This is a genomic window from Enterococcus sp. AZ191, from assembly GCF_051713845.1.
Taxonomy (GTDB): domain Bacteria; phylum Bacillota; class Bacilli; order Lactobacillales; family Enterococcaceae; genus Enterococcus_B; species Enterococcus_B durans.
In genome coordinates, this window is record NZ_JBIOQS010000001.1 from 1,279,227 (window position 1) to 1,297,804 (window position 18,578).

At 37.9% G+C, this 18,578-nt stretch carries 17 protein-coding genes, 1 pseudogene and 1 riboswitch; of the genes and pseudogenes, 17 read left to right on the forward strand and 1 reads right to left on the reverse strand.

Annotated features, from left to right (window positions below; all coding sequences use genetic code 11):
* Nucleotides 1–22: 22 nt before the first annotated feature.
* Nucleotides 23–739 carry an alpha/beta fold hydrolase gene (locus IGI47_RS06185; RefSeq protein ID WP_005878622.1) on the reverse strand — a complete coding sequence of 239 codons (717 nt, stop codon included), beginning with the start codon at nucleotides 737–739 and terminating at the stop codon, nucleotides 23–25.
* Between the two features lie 210 nt (nucleotides 740–949).
* Between IGI47_RS06185 and IGI47_RS06190 the strand changes: the two genes are divergently transcribed.
* From IGI47_RS06190 to IGI47_RS06270, 17 genes and pseudogenes are all read left to right on the forward strand, one after another.
* Nucleotides 950–1,582: a lysozyme family protein gene (locus IGI47_RS06190; RefSeq protein WP_438783654.1), complete on the forward strand. Its 633-nt coding sequence runs from the start codon at nucleotides 950–952 to the stop codon at nucleotides 1,580–1,582.
* A 121-nt stretch (nucleotides 1,583–1,703) separates the two neighbouring features.
* Complete coding sequence (locus IGI47_RS06195) at nucleotides 1,704–2,486, forward strand: DUF368 domain-containing protein (protein WP_311930008.1); 783 nt, start codon at nucleotides 1,704–1,706, stop codon at nucleotides 2,484–2,486.
* 159 nt (nucleotides 2,487–2,645) lie between these two features.
* The gene (locus IGI47_RS06200; protein ID WP_438783655.1) at nucleotides 2,646–4,991 is read left to right on the forward strand and encodes a cation-translocating P-type ATPase; all 2,346 of its coding nucleotides are present in this window, start codon (nucleotides 2,646–2,648) and stop codon (nucleotides 4,989–4,991) included.
* A 211-nt stretch (nucleotides 4,992–5,202) separates the two neighbouring features.
* A complete protein-coding gene (gene dnaG / locus IGI47_RS06205) occupies nucleotides 5,203–7,047 on the forward strand; it encodes a DNA primase (RefSeq protein WP_438783656.1) in 1,845 nt (614 codons plus the stop codon).
* Nucleotides 7,048–7,070: 23 nt separating this feature from the next.
* Nucleotides 7,071–8,180 (forward strand): RNA polymerase sigma factor RpoD, encoded by a 1,110-nt coding sequence (gene rpoD, locus IGI47_RS06210; protein ID WP_016176834.1) that lies wholly within the window; start codon nucleotides 7,071–7,073, stop codon nucleotides 8,178–8,180.
* Nucleotides 8,181–8,194: 14 nt separating this feature from the next.
* Nucleotides 8,195–8,281: pseudogene (locus IGI47_RS06215) on the forward strand (DUF3788 family protein); the annotation flags it as partial.
* Nucleotides 8,282–8,626: 345 nt separating this feature from the next.
* Nucleotides 8,627–10,684 carry a cell division site-positioning protein MapZ family protein gene (locus IGI47_RS06220; RefSeq protein WP_438783657.1) on the forward strand — a complete coding sequence of 686 codons (2,058 nt, stop codon included), beginning with the start codon at nucleotides 8,627–8,629 and terminating at the stop codon, nucleotides 10,682–10,684.
* A gap of 208 nt (nucleotides 10,685–10,892) precedes the next feature.
* A complete protein-coding gene (locus IGI47_RS06225) occupies nucleotides 10,893–11,756 on the forward strand; it encodes a CvfB family protein (protein ID WP_311929720.1) in 864 nt (287 codons plus the stop codon).
* A gap of 104 nt (nucleotides 11,757–11,860) precedes the next feature.
* A complete protein-coding gene (gene fur / locus IGI47_RS06230) occupies nucleotides 11,861–12,334 on the forward strand; it encodes a ferric iron uptake transcriptional regulator (RefSeq protein ID WP_438783658.1) in 474 nt (157 codons plus the stop codon).
* Nucleotides 12,335–12,427: 93 nt separating this feature from the next.
* A complete protein-coding gene (xerD, locus tag IGI47_RS06235; protein WP_311929724.1) occupies nucleotides 12,428–13,315 on the forward strand; it encodes a site-specific tyrosine recombinase XerD in 888 nt (295 codons plus the stop codon).
* An 18-nt stretch (nucleotides 13,316–13,333) separates the two neighbouring features.
* Nucleotides 13,334–13,705 (forward strand): GNAT family N-acetyltransferase, encoded by a 372-nt coding sequence (locus IGI47_RS06240; RefSeq protein WP_438783659.1) that lies wholly within the window; start codon nucleotides 13,334–13,336, stop codon nucleotides 13,703–13,705.
* Nucleotides 13,702–14,472: a segregation/condensation protein A gene (locus IGI47_RS06245; protein ID WP_438783660.1), complete on the forward strand. Its 771-nt coding sequence runs from the start codon at nucleotides 13,702–13,704 to the stop codon at nucleotides 14,470–14,472. The genes IGI47_RS06240 and IGI47_RS06245 overlap by 4 nt, the downstream gene beginning before the upstream one ends.
* Entirely contained in the window at nucleotides 14,456–15,031 is a 576-nt protein-coding gene (gene scpB / locus IGI47_RS06250) for an SMC-Scp complex subunit ScpB (RefSeq protein ID WP_438783661.1), read from the forward strand. The genes IGI47_RS06245 and scpB overlap by 17 nt, the downstream gene beginning before the upstream one ends.
* Entirely contained in the window at nucleotides 15,031–15,747 is a 717-nt protein-coding gene (locus IGI47_RS06255) for a pseudouridine synthase (protein ID WP_438783662.1), read from the forward strand. The genes scpB and IGI47_RS06255 overlap by 1 nt, the downstream gene beginning before the upstream one ends.
* Before the next feature lie 82 nt (nucleotides 15,748–15,829).
* A riboswitch (FMN riboswitch) is annotated at nucleotides 15,830–15,951 on the forward strand.
* 127 nt (nucleotides 15,952–16,078) lie between these two features.
* Nucleotides 16,079–16,687: an ECF transporter S component gene (locus tag IGI47_RS06260; protein WP_115235483.1), complete on the forward strand. Its 609-nt coding sequence runs from the start codon at nucleotides 16,079–16,081 to the stop codon at nucleotides 16,685–16,687.
* 350 nt (nucleotides 16,688–17,037) lie between these two features.
* Nucleotides 17,038–17,634: a hypothetical protein gene (locus tag IGI47_RS06265; RefSeq protein WP_438783664.1), complete on the forward strand. Its 597-nt coding sequence runs from the start codon at nucleotides 17,038–17,040 to the stop codon at nucleotides 17,632–17,634.
* Nucleotides 17,635–17,647: 13 nt separating this feature from the next.
* Nucleotides 17,648–18,094 (forward strand): hypothetical protein, encoded by a 447-nt coding sequence (locus IGI47_RS06270; protein ID WP_438783665.1) that lies wholly within the window; start codon nucleotides 17,648–17,650, stop codon nucleotides 18,092–18,094.
* Nucleotides 18,095–18,578: the final 484 nt, after the last annotated feature.

An 18,578-nucleotide genomic window follows, 5' to 3' on the forward strand; every position in this document is an offset into this window, starting at 1 on the left:
AAAAATCACCTACTATTCTTTATTATTCAGCTAAAAATTCTAGTACTTCTTGATTAAATCGTTCTGGATCTTTTCTAGCGAGTTGATGCCCTTGCTCTTTTACAAGAACGAAGGAAGCATTTGGGATCGTTTTGGCTAAGTAAAGTGAATGCTTTAATTTGATCACATCTTTTTTCCCAACAATGATCAATGTCTTCGATTTGATTTTTTCCAAATCTGCTGTAGAAAGTCCCACATCTTGCAATAATAGATTTATTACTAGTAGATTTCTTCTAAGCGTTGGACGAAAGATCGATAGCAGCCAAACCCATGCATAATGCAAGTAACTAGCTATTCTTGCAGAAAAAAGAACACCTTCTACTAAAGTATTTCCTGAATTTAAAATCAGCCGATGCACTTTTTCGGGATAACAACTTGAAAATACTAAAGCGAGGTTTGCACCATCACTAAATCCTAAAATGTTTGCCTTTGTAATCCCTTCTAACAACATGATGGTATAAAGATCTTCAGCCATTAAACGGAAGCTCAAGGTATTTGCATTGTTCGTTGATCGACCGTGTCCGCGACTATCGATCAGATATACTGTATAAAACTGTTTAAAAACAGGTACTTGTTCTGAAAAAAAGCGGCCACTGCCGTCATTACCATGAAGTAAGAAAAGCGGAAATCCTTTACCGCATTTTTCGTAATAAATCTCACTACCATCTGCCATTTTTGCATATTTCTTTTCATTTTCCACATAATCACCTACTGGTTAAATTATAACGACTTTTCTTTGATAAGGACAATGCTTTTCCTAAAAAAACAACGATCAATTTCGTAAGATAAGAAAAAATAGTGAATTTTTCATTTTTTATTAAGAGAAGCAACGAATTTTCTCTCTTAAATAGCCAAGGAAGATAATAAATAGTAAGATAAATAAGATGTCAAAATAACTAGGTGAGTTTTTATGAAGAAAAAAAGAAAATCGATTTTTCGATGGCCGCTACGGTTGCTTGCCATTGCGGTGCTTGTAGGTATCCTTTTTATCGGAGGAAGAACCTATACATCCATCAAGCAGGTGGAACAATACGATTCTGAAATTGCGGTAGCTACAAAAAAATATCAAATGGAAAATTACAAAAATCTGATCAAAGGGATCATTCTCACAGAATCAAAGGGTAAGGGTACTGATTTGATGCAAAGCTCGGAAAGTGCCTATGGAAAAGCAAATATGATCAACAACCAAGAAGAAAGTATTGATCAGGGAGTTAGCTATTTGGCCGAAATGATCACTGAGGCAAACGAACAAGGCTGTGATCTTGCTACGGCTATCCAGGCGTATAACTTTGGCAAAGACTATATTGCTTACGTCAAAAAGCATGGAGGCAAAAATAGCATAGAATTAGCAGAAGAATATTCCAAAAACGTACTAAGCCCGTTACTAGGTAACAATGGGAAGACGAAATATCGTTATTGGCGAGTCCAGTCCTTGCTTTACAATGGTGGGTATCTCTATCATAATGGAGGTAACATGTTCTATTCAGATGTTGTGGATATGAATGGAAAACTAATCGAATTATATGAAAAAGTATGGAAATAGTTCCAAGTATTGAATAATTAAGAAAGAAGGAGTGCTACTATAGGTGGAAAATAGACAAGAAGCAACAGAAAATGTCACTAGAAATGGATCAAAGGATTGGCTTTTACGTTTTATCAAAGGAATGTTTATTGGCTCTGGATTTATTTTGCCAGGGGTAAGTGGTGGCGCATTAGCTGCTGTTTTTGGTATGTATGAACGGTTGATTTCTTTTTTGGCTCACATCACGAAGACTTTCAAAGAAAATGTTTGGTTCTTTTTGCCTGTGGGACTTGGAGGTGTCACGGGTGTTTTCTTACTTTCATTTTTAGTTAGCTTTTTATTAGGGGCGTACGAAACAACCATTCTCTGGTTTTTTGTCGGGTGTATCGCTGGAACAGTTCCTACGTTGTGGAAAGAGGCAGGGAAAAAGGGACGGCAAACGACGGATGTCGTGATCATGGTCGTCACTTTTGTAGTTGCTTATCTTTTTCTATTTTATGGGGCACAACTTTTCGATGGTCAAGTGGAGCAAAATACGGTTACTTGGATCATCGCAGGCGGACTGATCGGTCTTGGAATGATCGTTCCTGGACTTAGCCCTTCTAATTTCCTTGTATACATGGGTCTTTATAAAGCAATGGCAGATGGTTTTAAAGAGATGCGTTTAGACGTGATTTTGCCGATTGCATTGGGCGGAATTGTTTGTGTGTTGGGATTATCAAAGATCATGGACTATATTTTCTCTAAAGCCTATAGTAAACTGTTCCATTTTATTCTAGGTGTCGTCTTTGCTTCAACGATCATGATCATTCCAACAGATTATTCTGGACTTGGACTCTTGGGAATCTTACTTTGTCCAGTTTTATTCATTGTCGGAGCACTGCTCGGTTGGTGGATGAGTCGTCTGGAAGAACGATATAAATAGAAACGGTTGCTTTACACATGATTGGTCAGACCAGCAACAAATGCTTGGTGTTCGATCGTGTGTTTTTGTTTTGTTTAAAATATAAAAAAATAAGTTGTTTTTGCTACTGGAACAAGCTAGACTTAATTACGTTGATTATTTTTTGAAAGTTGGCTAAAAATGGAAAATAAAGAAATAAGAGGTCTCTCTCAGAAAGAAGTGAAAGAAAGAATTGCCTCTGGACAACAAAATGATTATCAAGAGGATGCTACGAAAAGTACTGGGCAGATCTTTAGCGATAATATTTTGACGCTTTTTAATTTTTTGAACTTTGGTATTGGGGTATGTTTACTCTTTGTCGGTGCGTACTCGAATATGGCATATCTAGCAATCATCATGGTAAATATCATCATTGGTATTTATCAAGAAATCCATGCCCGAAATCTCGTGCGAAAATTATCGATTGTTTCACAATCGGAAGTCTTAGTTATCCGCGAAGGAAAAGAGTTATCCCTTAGTACAAAAGAATTGGTATTAGGTGATATCGTCAAAATCGGTGCAGGGGAACAAATCCCGTCAGATCTGCGGGTGGTATCTGGTCGCGCTGAAGCAAATGAAGCGTTATTGACAGGTGAATCAGATTTGATCGTAAAAACAGCAGGTGATGAATTACTGTCAGGTAGTTATCTGACAAGTGGCTCCGTCTTTGCAGAAACGATTCGAGTTGGTGCAGACAATTATGCAGTCCGCCTGACCAGTGAAGCAAAAACACACAAAGCAATCCATTCAGAATTGGTGGATTCGATCCGTAAGGTTTCAAAATTCACTAGTTTTGTCATTATCCCACTAGGTATTATTTTATTTTTAGAAGCATTGTTCATTCGTGATGCATCGATCAAAATATCAGTTATTGCATCGGCAGCTGCTTTATTAGGAATGTTGCCAAAGGGCTTAGTCCTTTTGATCAGTATTGCCTTAACGACTGGTGTCACAAAACTGGCAAAAAAGAGAATCTTAGTCCAAGATATGTATTCGATCGAAACACTCGCACATGTCGATACGCTTTGTCTAGATAAGACAGGAACGATTACAGAAGGTAAAATGAGTATCCAACGAGTTGAAGCACTTCATCCTGTCTATGAAAATGCCATTTCTGAGATCATGGGTACTTATTTAGCTGAGAGCAGCGACAATAATATCACGATGCGCGCATTAAGAGATTATTTTGCCGTTTCAAATCGCTACGATGTAACGGAAAAATTAGCTTTTTCATCTGACCGTAAATGGGGGGCGATGGAATTCCCTGAGTTAGGAGTCATTTATGTTGGGGCGCCTGAGCGTTTAGTTACAGAGGAACAACTACCAGAAAGTTTATTGTCGGCACAAGCCAACGGATATCGTGTACTAATGCTTGGACTTGCACCAAATCAGCGGCTGACGGATGATGCACCACATGGCGTGGAGCCACTCGCATTGTTTGAAATTGATGATCCGATCCGTAAAAATGCTAAGCAAACTTTGGCTTACCTGCATAATGAAGGAGTCGATCTAAAAGTCATCTCAGGTGATAATCCATTTACAGTATCGAATATTGCCAGACGTGCAGGCCTACCAAACTATGATTCTTATATTGATCTTTCAACGTTGACGGAAGAATCAGAAGTTCGAAACGCCGTACATGAATATTCCGTCTTTGGACGAGTGAGTCCGCAACAAAAGAAAATTTTAGTGAACGAACTAAAAGAAAGTGGACGTACAGTTGCCATGACAGGCGATGGCGTCAATGATGTTTTAGCTTTGCGAGAGGCCGATTGTAGTATTGCAATGGCGGAAGGTGACGGTGCAACTCGTCAAATCGCTAATTTGGTCTTGTTGGATTCCGATTTTACTACTTTACCAGAAGTTTTGTTTGAAGGGCGACGAGTAGTGAATAACGTGACGAAAGTTTCAGGGATCTTCTTCATCAAGACGATCTATTCGTTTATCTTGTCTATTATATGTGCAGTGACAGCGATTGGTTTTCCTTTCATCCCAATCCAAATCACTCTGATCGATCTAGCCATTGAAGGATATCCTTCTTTCTTCCTTTCGTTTGAACAAGATCGAAAAAAAGTCACTTATCGCTATTTACCAACCGCTCTGATCAATGCATTACCGAATGCGTTGTTAGTTGTATTAAATATCATTGTGGTGTACTTGTTAGGCGACATTTTATCGTTTACGAATATGGAAACAACGACACTGATGTATTATTTGTTGATAGGGATCAGCTGTATGGCAGTAATCAAAGCTTGCTACCCATTCAATCCGTTACGTATATTCTTAGCAGTCACGACAGTGATCGGTATATATGTTGCAGCAATGCTTTTCCATCATTTACTAGAAGTCAATCTTGGTCTAGGAACGACTTGGCCATACTTTGTCGGGTTCATGGGGATAAATATCGTCTTACGTTTGTTTTATTGGAAGGCAGATATTCAAAGTTATTTACTCAATAAATTTGCAACAACTAAAGTTTTTGAGTAAGCAATAGTGCTACTTTCTGTAGGAGTAGATGGGCAAAAAATGAATCGTGAGTATAATGCTTGAAAAAGTATTGGATTATGGTACAATGAATGATGTATAATTGTGTCCTTTAAAATCGCACTGATTTTCGTTAGTGCGATTTTTTACCGGTTATTCTCCTGAGAGTATCTCTCTTAAGATACTACAAGTATTGCTTACAGGGGGTGAAAACATGGCTCAGCGAATACCTCAAGAAGTCATTGAATCGATCCGAAGTCAAACGAACATCGTTGAGGTAATTGGGCAATATGTCCAATTAAAAAAATCTGGAAAAAATTACTTAGGGTTATGTCCATTTCATGAAGAAAGAACGCCATCTTTTTCAGTGGCTGAAGATAAGCAGATTTTTCATTGCTTTGGTTGCGGAAAAGGAGGAAATGTCTTTACCTTTTTACAAGAGCTAGAGGGGCTTAATTTTCCGGAAGCAGTGATAAAAGTTGCTGATTTTGAACAAATCCCTTTGGAAGAACAGTGGCGTAATCAAACGTTACCTGTTGAAAACAGTGACTCAATAAACGGAAAACTGATTTTAGCCCATGAAAAAGCAGAAGAAGTGTACCACCACATGTTGCTTCATACAAAAGCAGGTGAACAAGCTTTGAACTATCTGCTCCAACGAGGGCTGACAGAGGAACTGATTGCCGAGTTCAAAATTGGATTTGCACCAAATGAGCGGTCATTTTTAAATCAAGTATTTAAAAATGAAAACTATGATCAAGAAGTTTTGGAACGTTCTGGTTTATTTGTATCCCATGATGATGGCCGATTATCAGATCGGTTTTATCAAAGAGTCATGTTTCCGATCAAGAATCCACAGGGACGAACGATTGGTTTTTCTGGGCGCTGGCTCGCACCGGAAAAAGGACAAGAAAAAGACCAGCCTAAGTACTTAAATAGTCCTGAGACAGAGTTGTTCAATAAAAGACAAGTGTTGTTTAATTTGGACAAAGCCAGAAGTGAAATCCGAAAAAGTGGTGAAGTTCTTTTATTTGAAGGTTTCATGGATGTGATTGCAGCATGGCAAGCAGGCATAAAAAATGGCATTGCTTCTATGGGGACCAGTTTAACAAATCAACAGATCCAGCATATCGAACGTTTAACAAAAGAGCTAATCTTTTGTTATGATGGTGATAAGGCAGGTTTTGAAGCAACAAATCGAGGAATTGAATTGCTTCGGCAAAATAGTCGATTACGCCTATCGATCATTGTGATACCAGAAAAACTTGATCCGGATGAATATTTACGTAAATATGGAAACGAGTCTTTCAATGAATTGCTTTCTCATGGTCGAGAAACGGTATTTACATTTAAAAGCCGCTATTTGAAGCAAGAAAAGAATTTAGATAATGAAAAAGATAAAATAGAATATCTTGAAGATGTGATCACTGAGTTAAGTAAGGTCGTATCACCGATCGAACAAGATATGTATCTCTCGCAATTAGCAGCTGAATTTCAAGTGAACCGTGAAACGATCCAGACGCAATTGAGAGAACTTCGACGAGAAAATCAGCGAAGTCGTACAGAACAACAGCCAACGGTGGTCCCAGAAAGACAAGCTGTCAAAACAAGTACAGCGAAAAAAAGACCACTGACCCAGGTTGAAAAAGCAGAACAAATACTTTTGTATCGGATATTCAAAGAGGTTTCTGTTCGTAATCTTCTAAAAGAGCAGAATTTCCAGTTTATCCATGATACTTATGCAGAGGTCTATTTTTTATTCGATGCATTTGTATCACAACATGATGAATTCAACCTTGCAGAATTTTTAGACTTTTTGCAAGATGAAAAATTAAGGCGGTTAGTGGTGGAGATCGAATACTTGCGCGTGTCAGAAGAAAGTACGCCAAGGGAGATCCAAGACCTATTGCGAGTGATCAGTAAATCTGGTTTAGCTGATGAAATAATGATAAAAAAACAGATGCAGCAAGAAGCTAGAAGAACTGGTAATAAGCAGTTGGAGTTGGAATTGACGATTGAAATCATTGATTTAACAAAACAGTTAAAAAAAGCCGAATAGCTACTCAAGGGGGGCCTTCTTTTATGGCAAATGTAACAGAAAAGAAAAAGTATGAAGCAGCGGTAGCAGCTTTTATCAAAGAAAACAAACCAAAAAAACAAGTTGTATATGATGATCTTTCAAATAAACTTGCGACACCATTCACGTTGAATGCAGACGAAATGGATAAATTGATCCAAAAAGTGGAAGATGCAGGAATCAGTGTCGTTGATGAAAATGGCGAACCATCTGTTCACAGTTTAAAGAGTGCAGAGAAAAAAGCAGAACAAGCGAAGACCGAAGATCTATCTGCGCCAACGGGTGTAAAGATCAATGATCCTGTAAGAATGTATTTAAAAGAAATCGGCCGTGTGTCCCTTTTAACAGCAGAAGAAGAAGTAGCTCTAGCACTGAAAATCGAAGAAGGCGACCAAGAAGCAAAGCAGCGTCTAGCTGAAGCAAACCTTCGTTTGGTTGTAAGTATTGCTAAAAGATATGTAGGACGAGGTATGCAATTTTTAGACTTGATCCAAGAAGGTAACATGGGCTTGATGAAGGCTGTTGAAAAATTTGATTACCGTAAGGGATTTAAATTTTCTACGTATGCTACTTGGTGGATCCGTCAAGCAATCACTCGTGCCATCGCTGACCAAGCGCGTACGATCCGTATCCCAGTGCATATGGTTGAAACGATCAACAAATTGATCCGTATCCAACGTCAATTACTGCAAGACCTTGGAAGAGAACCAACGCCTGAAGAAATCGGTGCAGAAATGGATCTCCCTACAGAAAAAGTACGTGAAATATTGAAAATTGCGCAAGAACCAGTTTCTTTAGAAACACCAATCGGTGAAGAAGACGATTCACATCTAGGTGATTTCATTGAAGACCAAGAAGCAACGAGTCCTGCGGAACATGCAGCGTATGAATTATTGAAAGAACAATTAGAAGATGTATTAGATACCTTGACTGACCGTGAAGAAAATGTTTTGCGTTTGCGTTTTGGCTTAGATGACGGACGCACTAGAACATTAGAAGAGGTCGGAAAAGTGTTTGGGGTTACAAGAGAACGTATCCGTCAAATCGAAGCGAAGGCATTGAGAAAACTACGCCATCCTTCTCGCTCAAAACAATTGAAAGATTTCTTAGAATAGTATCCGCAACAAGGTTGGGACAGAAGTGTTTAACTCCGAGAATTTCGTCTTATTTTCGAAGGAGTTGCTTCTGCTCCCACCGTTTATTCGTTTTTAAAGAATGAGACAGAAGTGTTTCTTACTTTTGTCCCATACTCTTCGTGGAATTCATTCAAAGTAGAGCAACCAGGACAGAAATTATACATTTCTGTTCTGGTTTTTTGCTTTTTTGCTTCAGTATTGAATATCCATCTTTACTGAATAAATAAGAATTTCTCGATCACATACCATCAAATTACATCAAGCATTTTTTAGAATCAATTGTTGGAAAAACCAATAATTCTAAAAAAGAAAATAATTATTTGCAGCATTTTTATGGAAATCATAAAAATAGGCTATTGGCGTGAGGTTCAGAATATGGTAGATTTAATGATAGCGTAAACCTAACAAAAGGAGCCGATCCCTAAGTGATAAAAAAATGTCCAAAGTGTGGATCAGATAAAATCGAGGACAAATCAACTTGTCCTGATTGCGGTTATCAAATCGAAGAGATAGATCAACACACCAATGAAGAAAACGAATCAATTTCCCAGTCACACGAGGGTTCTTCAGAAGAAGTTTTTCCAGATAGTGAATTAAATGATCCAATCGAGTGGTCAGAACTAAAAGATCTACCTTTGGAATCTGTGATGGAAATCTTTAAAAATGATGTAACCCCTAAAGAAAACACAATGTCGCAAACGGCAACGAACATGAAGGATAAAGAAGAAAAGCAACCGCTGACGATAGATAAAAAGCTGGTGAAAGAAGAACAAACAAAAAATCAGCCAAAAGACCAGTCTCTTGAAAAAACAATAGATAATGAACAGAAAAAACGAGTGGCTGAACTAAAGGAATTTGTGGATCAGGAAGAAGAAAATTCCATCTTAGCTGCCTACATCAAAGCCCATCGTGAAGATACGACTGAAGAGCATGCAAAAGAATTGATGAAGATGATCAACGATAAAATCGCAGCAAAAGAGGGTCAATCGTCAGATCAAATGCAAGAAGTCACAGATGCATCTGTATCAGAAAAAGCAGAAGTATCAAAACCGCTAGAAGCAAAAGCTCGGTTGGAAGAAGATGTGTCGCCAATAATCGAATCCATAAAGGAAGAGGAAAAGGCGGAAAAAGAAGAAAATAGTGAACCAGCAGAGCCAATAAAAACGAATAAGCCCCTCTCTGATTTGGAAAAAGAGATTGACACACCTATTGCTGCTTCTATCAAGACGAGCGAAGACGCAACTGATACGAAAGAAAATGAAATACAACAGCCGACTCCTGAAACGGTGATTCCTGAAACAGAGCCTCAAAAGGAAGAAATTCCATTACCAGAAGAAAATGAGGATAACAAAAAAGCGGCTAAAACGAAAAAATCAAGAAAAATCCCGTATATAGTATTGGCGGTTGCGGTACTGATTGGAGCAGGTGGTTGGGCGTATTATGATCACCAGCAAACGGTTCAAGCACAAATTGCAGCAGAAGCGAAAAAGCAACAGCAAAAAGTGAATGAGTTGAAGAAGACACTCGCTACTTTTTACTATGATGGGGCGCATCAGTTTTTACGTACTTCTATGATCAATCAAGATTTGACGAAGTTAAAAACAGCGTTGAATGAGGTCAAAGGAGAAAAAGGCTATGCTGATCTAGAAAAAACGTATGAAGATATCCAAACAAAGGTAAAAGATATCAAGGGTGTCAACGAACTGTTTACTACTGAGGCGATCATTGATGATCACTTAGCTGATGATCTGAAATTAAAAGCGGACCAAGAAATCCAACGTTTCGCAACAGACGATTCTGATTTTGGACAACTGCTGAAAAAAGCGCAAGATGAAGCTGAGGCACAATACGATCAACTGCAAACAGCAAAAGAGAAAACCAATATCGTTTTCGCTGATGATAAAGTCGCAGACTCTGCAACTCGTGAGCAATATACAGATGCACAAAAGACTGTAGATCAGGTGAAAAATCAAGAGCTAGCTGTGACTCTAAAAGATCAGTTAAAACAAGTAGATGATATATTGACCAAGAAAGAGGAACAACAGAAAAAAGAAGAGGAAGCGAAAAAGGCAGAAGAATCGAAGAAAGCAGCAGAGGCAGCAGAGGCAGCAAGAAAAGCACAGGCTGTGGCACAAGCTGCACAGCAAGCAGCGAATTCTTCTTCAGTAAATAAAAATTCTGCGAATCAGCCAATCATGGCTACACGTCCAAGTGATGTAGCAGATACAGCAAATGCAGCTTGGAATTGGGCACCCGGTGTTCAAGAAAGCGTGATTAATACATGTATTCAGCGAGGCTACATCGTTCAAGGCGGTTATCGGTTGGAAAAAGTTAGAATTGAAAATGGCCAAGGGTATTACAATCTTTATGCAACTTCTACCAAATCTTCATTAATGAATGGAATCGGTGAAAGTGCGTTACCATTTTATATTGTGACGATCAACTGTAAAACAGGCTGGTTTGGCGGTAACGGCAGTCGTTAAAAGGATACGCAGAACAAAAACTTAGGTTTACTTTATTTTTCTATTCAACATGAGTAGGGGATCTCTATTCAGTATGTTGGGAAATGAGGGACCTAAGTTTTTTTGTAGTTATTGCCGGGTAACACGCTACTAATCAAAGTGACATTATGGTATGATAGCAAAGAAAGTTGGCAGAGATAACCTGTTTTTCGTATAAAGGAGAAATAAAATGAATGAATTATTAGCAACGATATTTACCGGTATGGTAATTGATGAAAATGAAAAAAATTATTTTGTTCAAAAAAATGGACAAACTTTTGGATTAAGTAAAATGGAAGGTGAACATCGGATCGGTGAAACAGTTGAGGGATTCGGCTACCAAAATCAAAAGCACGAAAACCGTTTTACAACAGTGATCCCGAAAAGCCGGATCGGACATTACGCGTTTGGCACAGTCACTTCTTCCAGAAAAGATCTAGGGGTTTTTGTAGACATTGGCTTGCCTGATAAAGATTTTGTCGTTTCACTAGATGAATTACCTACAATGACAGAACTCTGGCCTAAAAAAGGCGATCGTTTGATGATTTCTCTAAAAGTGGATGCGAAGGATCGTATTTGGGGTAGTTTAGCGGATGAAAAAATCTTTAAATCATTAAGTAAATTTGGAACAGAAGAAATGAAAAACAAAGATATCACTGGGACAGCTTATCGCTTAAAATTAACTGGTACCTATATATTGACAGATGATTTTTACCTAGGATTCATCCATCCATCTGAACGATACAATGAACCAAGACTCGGAGAACAGGTAAAAGGCCGGGTAGTCGGTGTCAGACCAGATGGGGTACTAAACATATCTTTGAAGCCAAGAGCATATGAAGTAATTTCTGATGACGCACAAATGATTTTAACGATCATCGAACGATCTGCCGATCAGCAAATCAATTTTACAGATAAATCAGATCCAGAAGAAATCATGAAAGCATTTGGAATCAGCAAAGGAGCATTCAAACGTGCACTAGGTAATCTATTGAAGCAAGGATTGATCAAGCAAGAAGATGGTGTAACGAAACGAAATAAAAATTCTAATTGAGAATGGCTTGCATGTTTTTCTTAACTAGCTTATAATTATTTTAATTTAGAGAGTAAAAATAGTCTGGTTAATTATAATTATTATAAATTGTTGGGGTTGAAAAAATGGTTATGAACGCTATGTCAGTAATGAAAAAAACAAAACAGCAATTACACGAATCTGGGTTTAAACTGACCCCACAAAGAGAAGCAACATTGCTTGTTCTGTTAGAAAATGAAAAAGAACACTTATCCGCAGAAGAAGTTTTTTTTCTAGTAAAAAAGAAAAGCCCAGAAATTGGTTTAGCTACAGTGTATCGTACATTAGAAATATTAACTGACCTAAACGTCATTGATAAGGTGAACTTTAATGACGGTGTTGCACGATATGACTTGCGAAAAGAAGGGGCTAAACATTTTCACCATCATTTATTATGCTTGAAATGTGGAACGATCGAAGAAGTGGAAGAAGATCTATTGATTCAGGTAGAAGAAGTAGTAGAGGACCGCTATCACTTTTTGGTAAAAGATCATCGCTTAACTTTTCACGGTATCTGCCAAAAATGTTACAATCAGGAAAAAGAAAGTAAAACCGTCTAATGGAACAGACGGCTTTTTCTTTGTCTGCACTTAAAAGAGACTATCGAAAATGAAGGCTATCTGATATGATAGAGTAGCACGAGGTGGATTATTATGAAAGAACAACTCAATGATTATCTCCACTATCTGACGATTGAACGAGGATTATCATTAAATACTAGAAAAAGTTATGAACGTGATTTAGCACAATATCTTCATTTTTTGGAGGAAAAAAAAATTACTGCATGGCAAGATGTCGATCGTTTCATAGTGATCAGTTATCTAGAGAAGATGCATGATGAAAAAAAAGCACCCGCGACTGTCACACGGATGATCACAAGTTTAAGAAGATTTCATCAATTCTTACGCCAAGAACGTATTACTGATCATGATCCGATGCAGCATATCGATACACCTAAAAAAGCCCAAAAGTTACCTAGCACACTGTCTTTGAAAGAAGTTGAACGTCTGATCGAAGCTCCGGATACAACTAAAAATCTGGGGATCAGAGATCGCGCAATACTGGAAGTCATGTATGCTACAGGAATGCGGGTAAGCGAACTGATCGGTTTGAAATTGAGCGATCTGCATTTATCTTTAGGGTTAGTACAGACGATCGGTAAAGGAGATAAAGAAAGAATCATTCCTTTAGGTGATTATGCAATCCAATGGTTGGAACGTTATTTAGACGAAGTGAGACCATTACTTGTCAAAGACACTACTGAGGTCCACGTTTTCGTGAATAATCATGGTTCAGGATTATCACGGCAAGGTATTTGGAAAAATTTGAAACAATTAGTGCGTGATGCCGGTATCACAAAAGAAGTGACGCCACATACTTTACGCCATAGTTTTGCTACTCATTTACTTGAAAACGGTGCGGACCTCCGAACTGTTCAAGAATTGCTAGGCCATGCGGATATATCAACGACACAAATCTATACACATATCACGAAGAAAAGAATGACGGATGTTTATAAGCAGCATTTTCCAAGGGCTTAGTCATAGGAAGGTGAAAAAATGTTAACACATTACCGAAAAGAAAATCGCAAAATCGCTATGGGACTTTTAAGTTTCCACAAGAAATTAGCGGATAAAGAAAACCGGCTGAAAGAGATTGATACGTATGAAACAGAAGAAAAGTATGAGATTTTCTTCTTCACTCCTGAAGGCTCAACCAATATTCAAGGGATCATTGGCGTTTATTGGGGAGATGAAAAGGAACTAGTCATTCATGATGTAGCGCTGAATCCTTCTTATCGTGGAGAAAAGATGGGCTTTCTAATGTTGGATGAACTTGAACAGAAATATCCTGAAAAGAAAATTCGTGCCACAGAGATCACAGAATCCTATTTTACCAAATGGCTGAATGAGAAAAAGAAGAAAGAGTGAACACGGTGACAGAGATCAATATCAAATTAGATGTATTTGAAGGACCATTGGATCTCCTTCTTCATTTGATCCAGCAGATGGAAATCGATATTTATGATATCCCTATTGCGACGATCACGGAACAATACATGAATTATATTCATACCATGAAGACGCTAGAACTTGCAGTTGCGGGAGAATACCTAGTGATGGCTGCTACCTTGATGGCTATCAAAAGCAAGACTTTACTGCCTGTTCAAGAAACAATCATTGAAGAAGACGGCTATTGGGAAGAAGATCCGCGTGAAGAGTTAGTGAATCAGTTGCTTGAATATCGGAAATACAAATATGCCGCTGAAAAACTAACAGAAAAAGCACAGGAAAGAAGCTTATATTTTACAAAAGAACCACTAGCCGTTGATGACTTGATCGGACAGGAAAGGCCGTTGAAACGTGGACAAGTGAAGCAAGTCGATTTGTTTCGTGCAATGCAGAAGATTTTGGAACGAAAGCAATTTTCGAAAAAAATTGAAAAGACCATTGCGCCAGATGATACAACGATCGAGGAGCGGATCATCTTTGTTGAAGAGCGTTTAAAGAGAAACAAACAAGGTTGCACTTTTGCTTCTTTTTTTGAATCGCCCTCAAAAACAGAGATCGTGACAACCTTTATGGCAATATTAGAGATGATGAAAAATGGCCAGATCGTTGCCCAACAAGAAGAAAATTATGAATCAATCATGCTTTATCCAGCAATAGGAGATACCAAAAATGACGAAATTAAGTGAACTTGAAGCGATTCTTTTTATAGTCGGTGAACAAGGAATCGCCTTAGATGAAATCAGCCATATTTTAGCAATCGACAAAGTGGAAGCACTACGACTGGTCGCAGAGCTAGAAGAGAGATATGAAAATGACTCAACGAGTGCATTACATATTTTGGAGACAGAGGCGCATATCGTTTTGACGACCAAAAAAGAGCTAGCACCGTTGTTGAAACGGTATGCTCAAGGAACGTCAAATACGCTTTCGCAAGCAGCTGTTGAAACTTTGGCAATCATTGCCTACAAACAGCCAATCACAAGAGTCGAAATCGAACAAATCCGAGGTGTACAAGTTTCAGGGGCCGTTCAACGTCTATCTGCCCACAATCTAATTGAGGAAAAAGGGAGAGTAGAAGGACCGGGACGTCCGATATTATACGGGACAACTTCTTATTTCTTAGATTACTTTGGTCTCAAATCGCTGAAAGAATTACCGGATATACAAGAAATGGAACTTTCATTAAAAGAAGATGCACCATTAGATCTATTTTTTGATGGAACGAATGAAGGAGAACAATCGTAATGGAAAGACTACAAAAAGTAATTGCCCATGCTGGCATAACTTCACGACGCAAAGCAGAAGAATATATTTTAGCTGGCAGAGTGAAAGTCAATGGCCAAGTCATCAAAGAACTAGGGGTCAAAGTAGCGAAAAATGATGTGATCGAAGTAGATGAAGTGCCGATCTATCAAGAAGAATTTGGCTACTATCTATTGTATAAACCAAGAGGGGTCATTTCAGCAGTCGCTGATGATAAAGGACGTAAAGTTGTGACCGATCTTCTTCCGATGGTCAAGGAACGGATCTACCCAGTTGGACGTTTGGATTATGATACATCAGGCATCCTATTATTGACAAACGACGGTGATTTTGCACAACGTTTGACCCATCCAAAACATGAAGTAGATAAAGTATATGTTGCTAAAGTAAAAGGTATTGCCACGAAGTCAAACCTAGCACCGATCACTAAAGGTGTCAAAATCGAAGGAAAATGGACTTCTCCAGCTAGATATCAAATCTTGTCTGTAGATCCAAAGACGAACCATAGTATCGTGGAATTGACTATCCATGAAGGCCGCAACCACCAAGTCAAAAATATGCTACAGGCAGTAGGGCTTCCTGTCCAAAAACTAAAGCGTGAAAAATATGGTGATTTGACGCTTCAAGGCTTGCGTCCTGGAGACTATCGTGAGTTGAACAAAAAGGAAGTAAGTAGTTTATTGAATCACTCAAAATAATTACTTACTAATTATAAGTATAAAAGATTGCATTTTTTCTAAAGGTATGTATAATGAAAGGGTAAACAAAAAATCATAAATGGTTCGTCTTCAGGGGCAGGGTGAAATTCCCGACCGGTGGTTAAAGTCCACGACCTACTTTTCAAGTAGCTGAACCGGTGAAATTCCGGTACCGACAGTACAGTCTGGATAAAGAAGATAGAGCTTATTTGACGCAGACTTTTGCCAAATAACTCTAACTCTCCCTGTGCTAAGGAGAGTTTTTTTATTTGCAAATGGTCGAGTCGTTAAAAAAGTTCGCTGAAGAGGAGTCCTAACAGGAGGATTTCAAATGAAGAACACCCGTGTACAAAAAATGGTCGCTGTAGCAATGTTTGCTGCGATCGGTTTGGTTTTGCAATATTTTGCATTTCCAATCATGCCAGCTTTTGGTTTTCTAAAGATCGACTTTAGTGATATCCCAGTACTGATCAGTATGTTTTTATTTGGGCCACTAGCAGGCGTAGTCACAGCATTCTTGCGTTCAATCCTACATCTAGTGACCACTGGCTTTTCACCAGATAATCTAGTAGGAGATGTGGCAAGTTTCTTAGCAACATCGATCTTTACATTACCGATATTCTACTTCTTTAGAAAGAAAAAAAATGAAGGTAGAAATAAATTTGCTGGAGTGATTTCTGGTACTCTTGCGATGACTTTGTTCATGAGCGTAGCCAACTATTTCGTGATTACGCCATTATACCTGATGTTTCTTGGTTTAAATGCGAATCAGATGTTGGGGATGCCTTTAACAAATTACGTGTTGATTGGTATCGTACCGTTTAATTTGATCAAAGGATTTATCGTTAGTGCAGCGTTCCTAGTGTTGCACGCAAAACTACTCCCTTGGTTAAGTCGCAAACAGCACAAACTGGAACAGCGACATACGGTAATAAAATAGCTGCTCAATTATTAAATAACTTATAAAATATAAAGCTTGGAAGAATCTCATGTAGATAATGATGTTTCTTCTAAGCTTTTTTGCTATTTTTAAATTACATATGCCTTGTTATTATAGTAAAGATACAGAGGGTGAATTATACTGTACATATAAACTTGATAAGGGAAAGATCAGATAAATTCTATTTTAAATAACGACTATTTCCTTTGGCTGGTGATTAGCATTCTTGAAATAGTCATTCGAGGTACGAGGAATGGTTGAACTTAGCTAAATTGAAAAAATAAATCAGGAAGGAGTATAGCAAAAAGAAGTAGCTAATGACAATAAATTGGGTAAGTGGAAGACTTGTTATGTCAAAAATAAAAGGAATCATCTTGATTTGTTTAAACTTTTTGATTATTGGTTTTTCAGAGTATGCGTTTGCAGATATCGCTATCAGTGAGAGAGGACAAAATCGAACGATGACGAAGAAACTAACGATTGAAGAAACAATCAATGAAGTAAGCCAAACATTTTTCATTGATTCAAACGTGCCACTAACAGAAACAGAAAAGCACGAGTTATTAGAGAAATTAAATGAGCGGAGAAGACAGCTCTTACCGAGAGCAACTGGTGTTGCCTTGACCTATTTCATTATTCGCAGTGGCAATACAACAAATTGTGAGCTACTAACAAGATTTAATGCGACTAGTCCGATCAAGACTCTTTGGTGGGACCAAGTAAAGGTGCAAAACATGAATTTGATCAATAAACAAACGTACGCTACCTTCCGTTCAGTACTACGAAGTTTAACTGTAGATCGTTATGGAACGGAAAGAATCGGCTATTTGTCCATACCATTAGGAGAAACAAGAGGGGATGTGACAACTACAGGTACGATGGTTGAATCAATGAAAGATGGCTGGGGAACCTTAATGAACTTTTCAGGCGGAGCAACGATCAATTAAGGAGGGACGATACATGAAGGGACTTGTGCCACAGGCATTAAAAATTTTGAACGAGCGATTTACCTTAACAGAGATCAACTCAGAGATGATTCCAAAGTCTACTTATGAAGGAGAATGTTTCAACGCTCTTGTCTCAATGAAAAATACGCAAAAACTCTCGTGGATGGAGCTACATGTCAAAGTGTATCAAATCAAACGAGAAACAGCATCAGAACTGTATTTTTCGGTTGGTCAGAGTCATTTTAATCCGATTCCTTCATTGGAAAATAAGGAAGAACTTTTATTGGTTTTTGTGGAAGAACAAGTCGACTACTTTCACCTCAACTGTGTACGTCTTTTTCTAGAAACATATGTAGCGATCGGTGTTACAGAAAAAGATCGGCAAGAAAAAAATGATTGGTATTTAGAATATCAGCGCAGTAAAGAACTATTGGATAATTTTCATTTGTATACGTATTGATCGGAAGAATTACCGACAGTGAAAAAAACGATAGCAAGATTTGAGAAAAACATGAATAAACGTAAAGACCAACGTTTTTAGTGGACCCAAGCAGATCTCCCGGTGAGCGTGAGACAAAAGTAAGAAATACTTTTGTCTCATTTCTCATTCTTTAAAAATGAATAAACGGTGGGAGCAGAAGCAACTCCTTCTTAAATAAGCTGAAATCCACAAAAATTTGAACAGCAATTTTCGTGAATTTATTCTTATTTCTCGGAGTTAAACACTTCTGTCCCAACCTCAATTTTTTTGTTGGAATTGTGAATAGAATAGTTATCAACAAATAAAATGAAAATTTTCTCGCATTATTTTTATGAAAAAAAATACATTATACAAAATAATGTAAGCGTTTTATAGACGGTGTTTGAGTATTTTCTTCTTTAATGTATAAAAATGTATTTTATGCAAACAAGTGTGAAAATCCTCACTTTTTGAATGATAAATA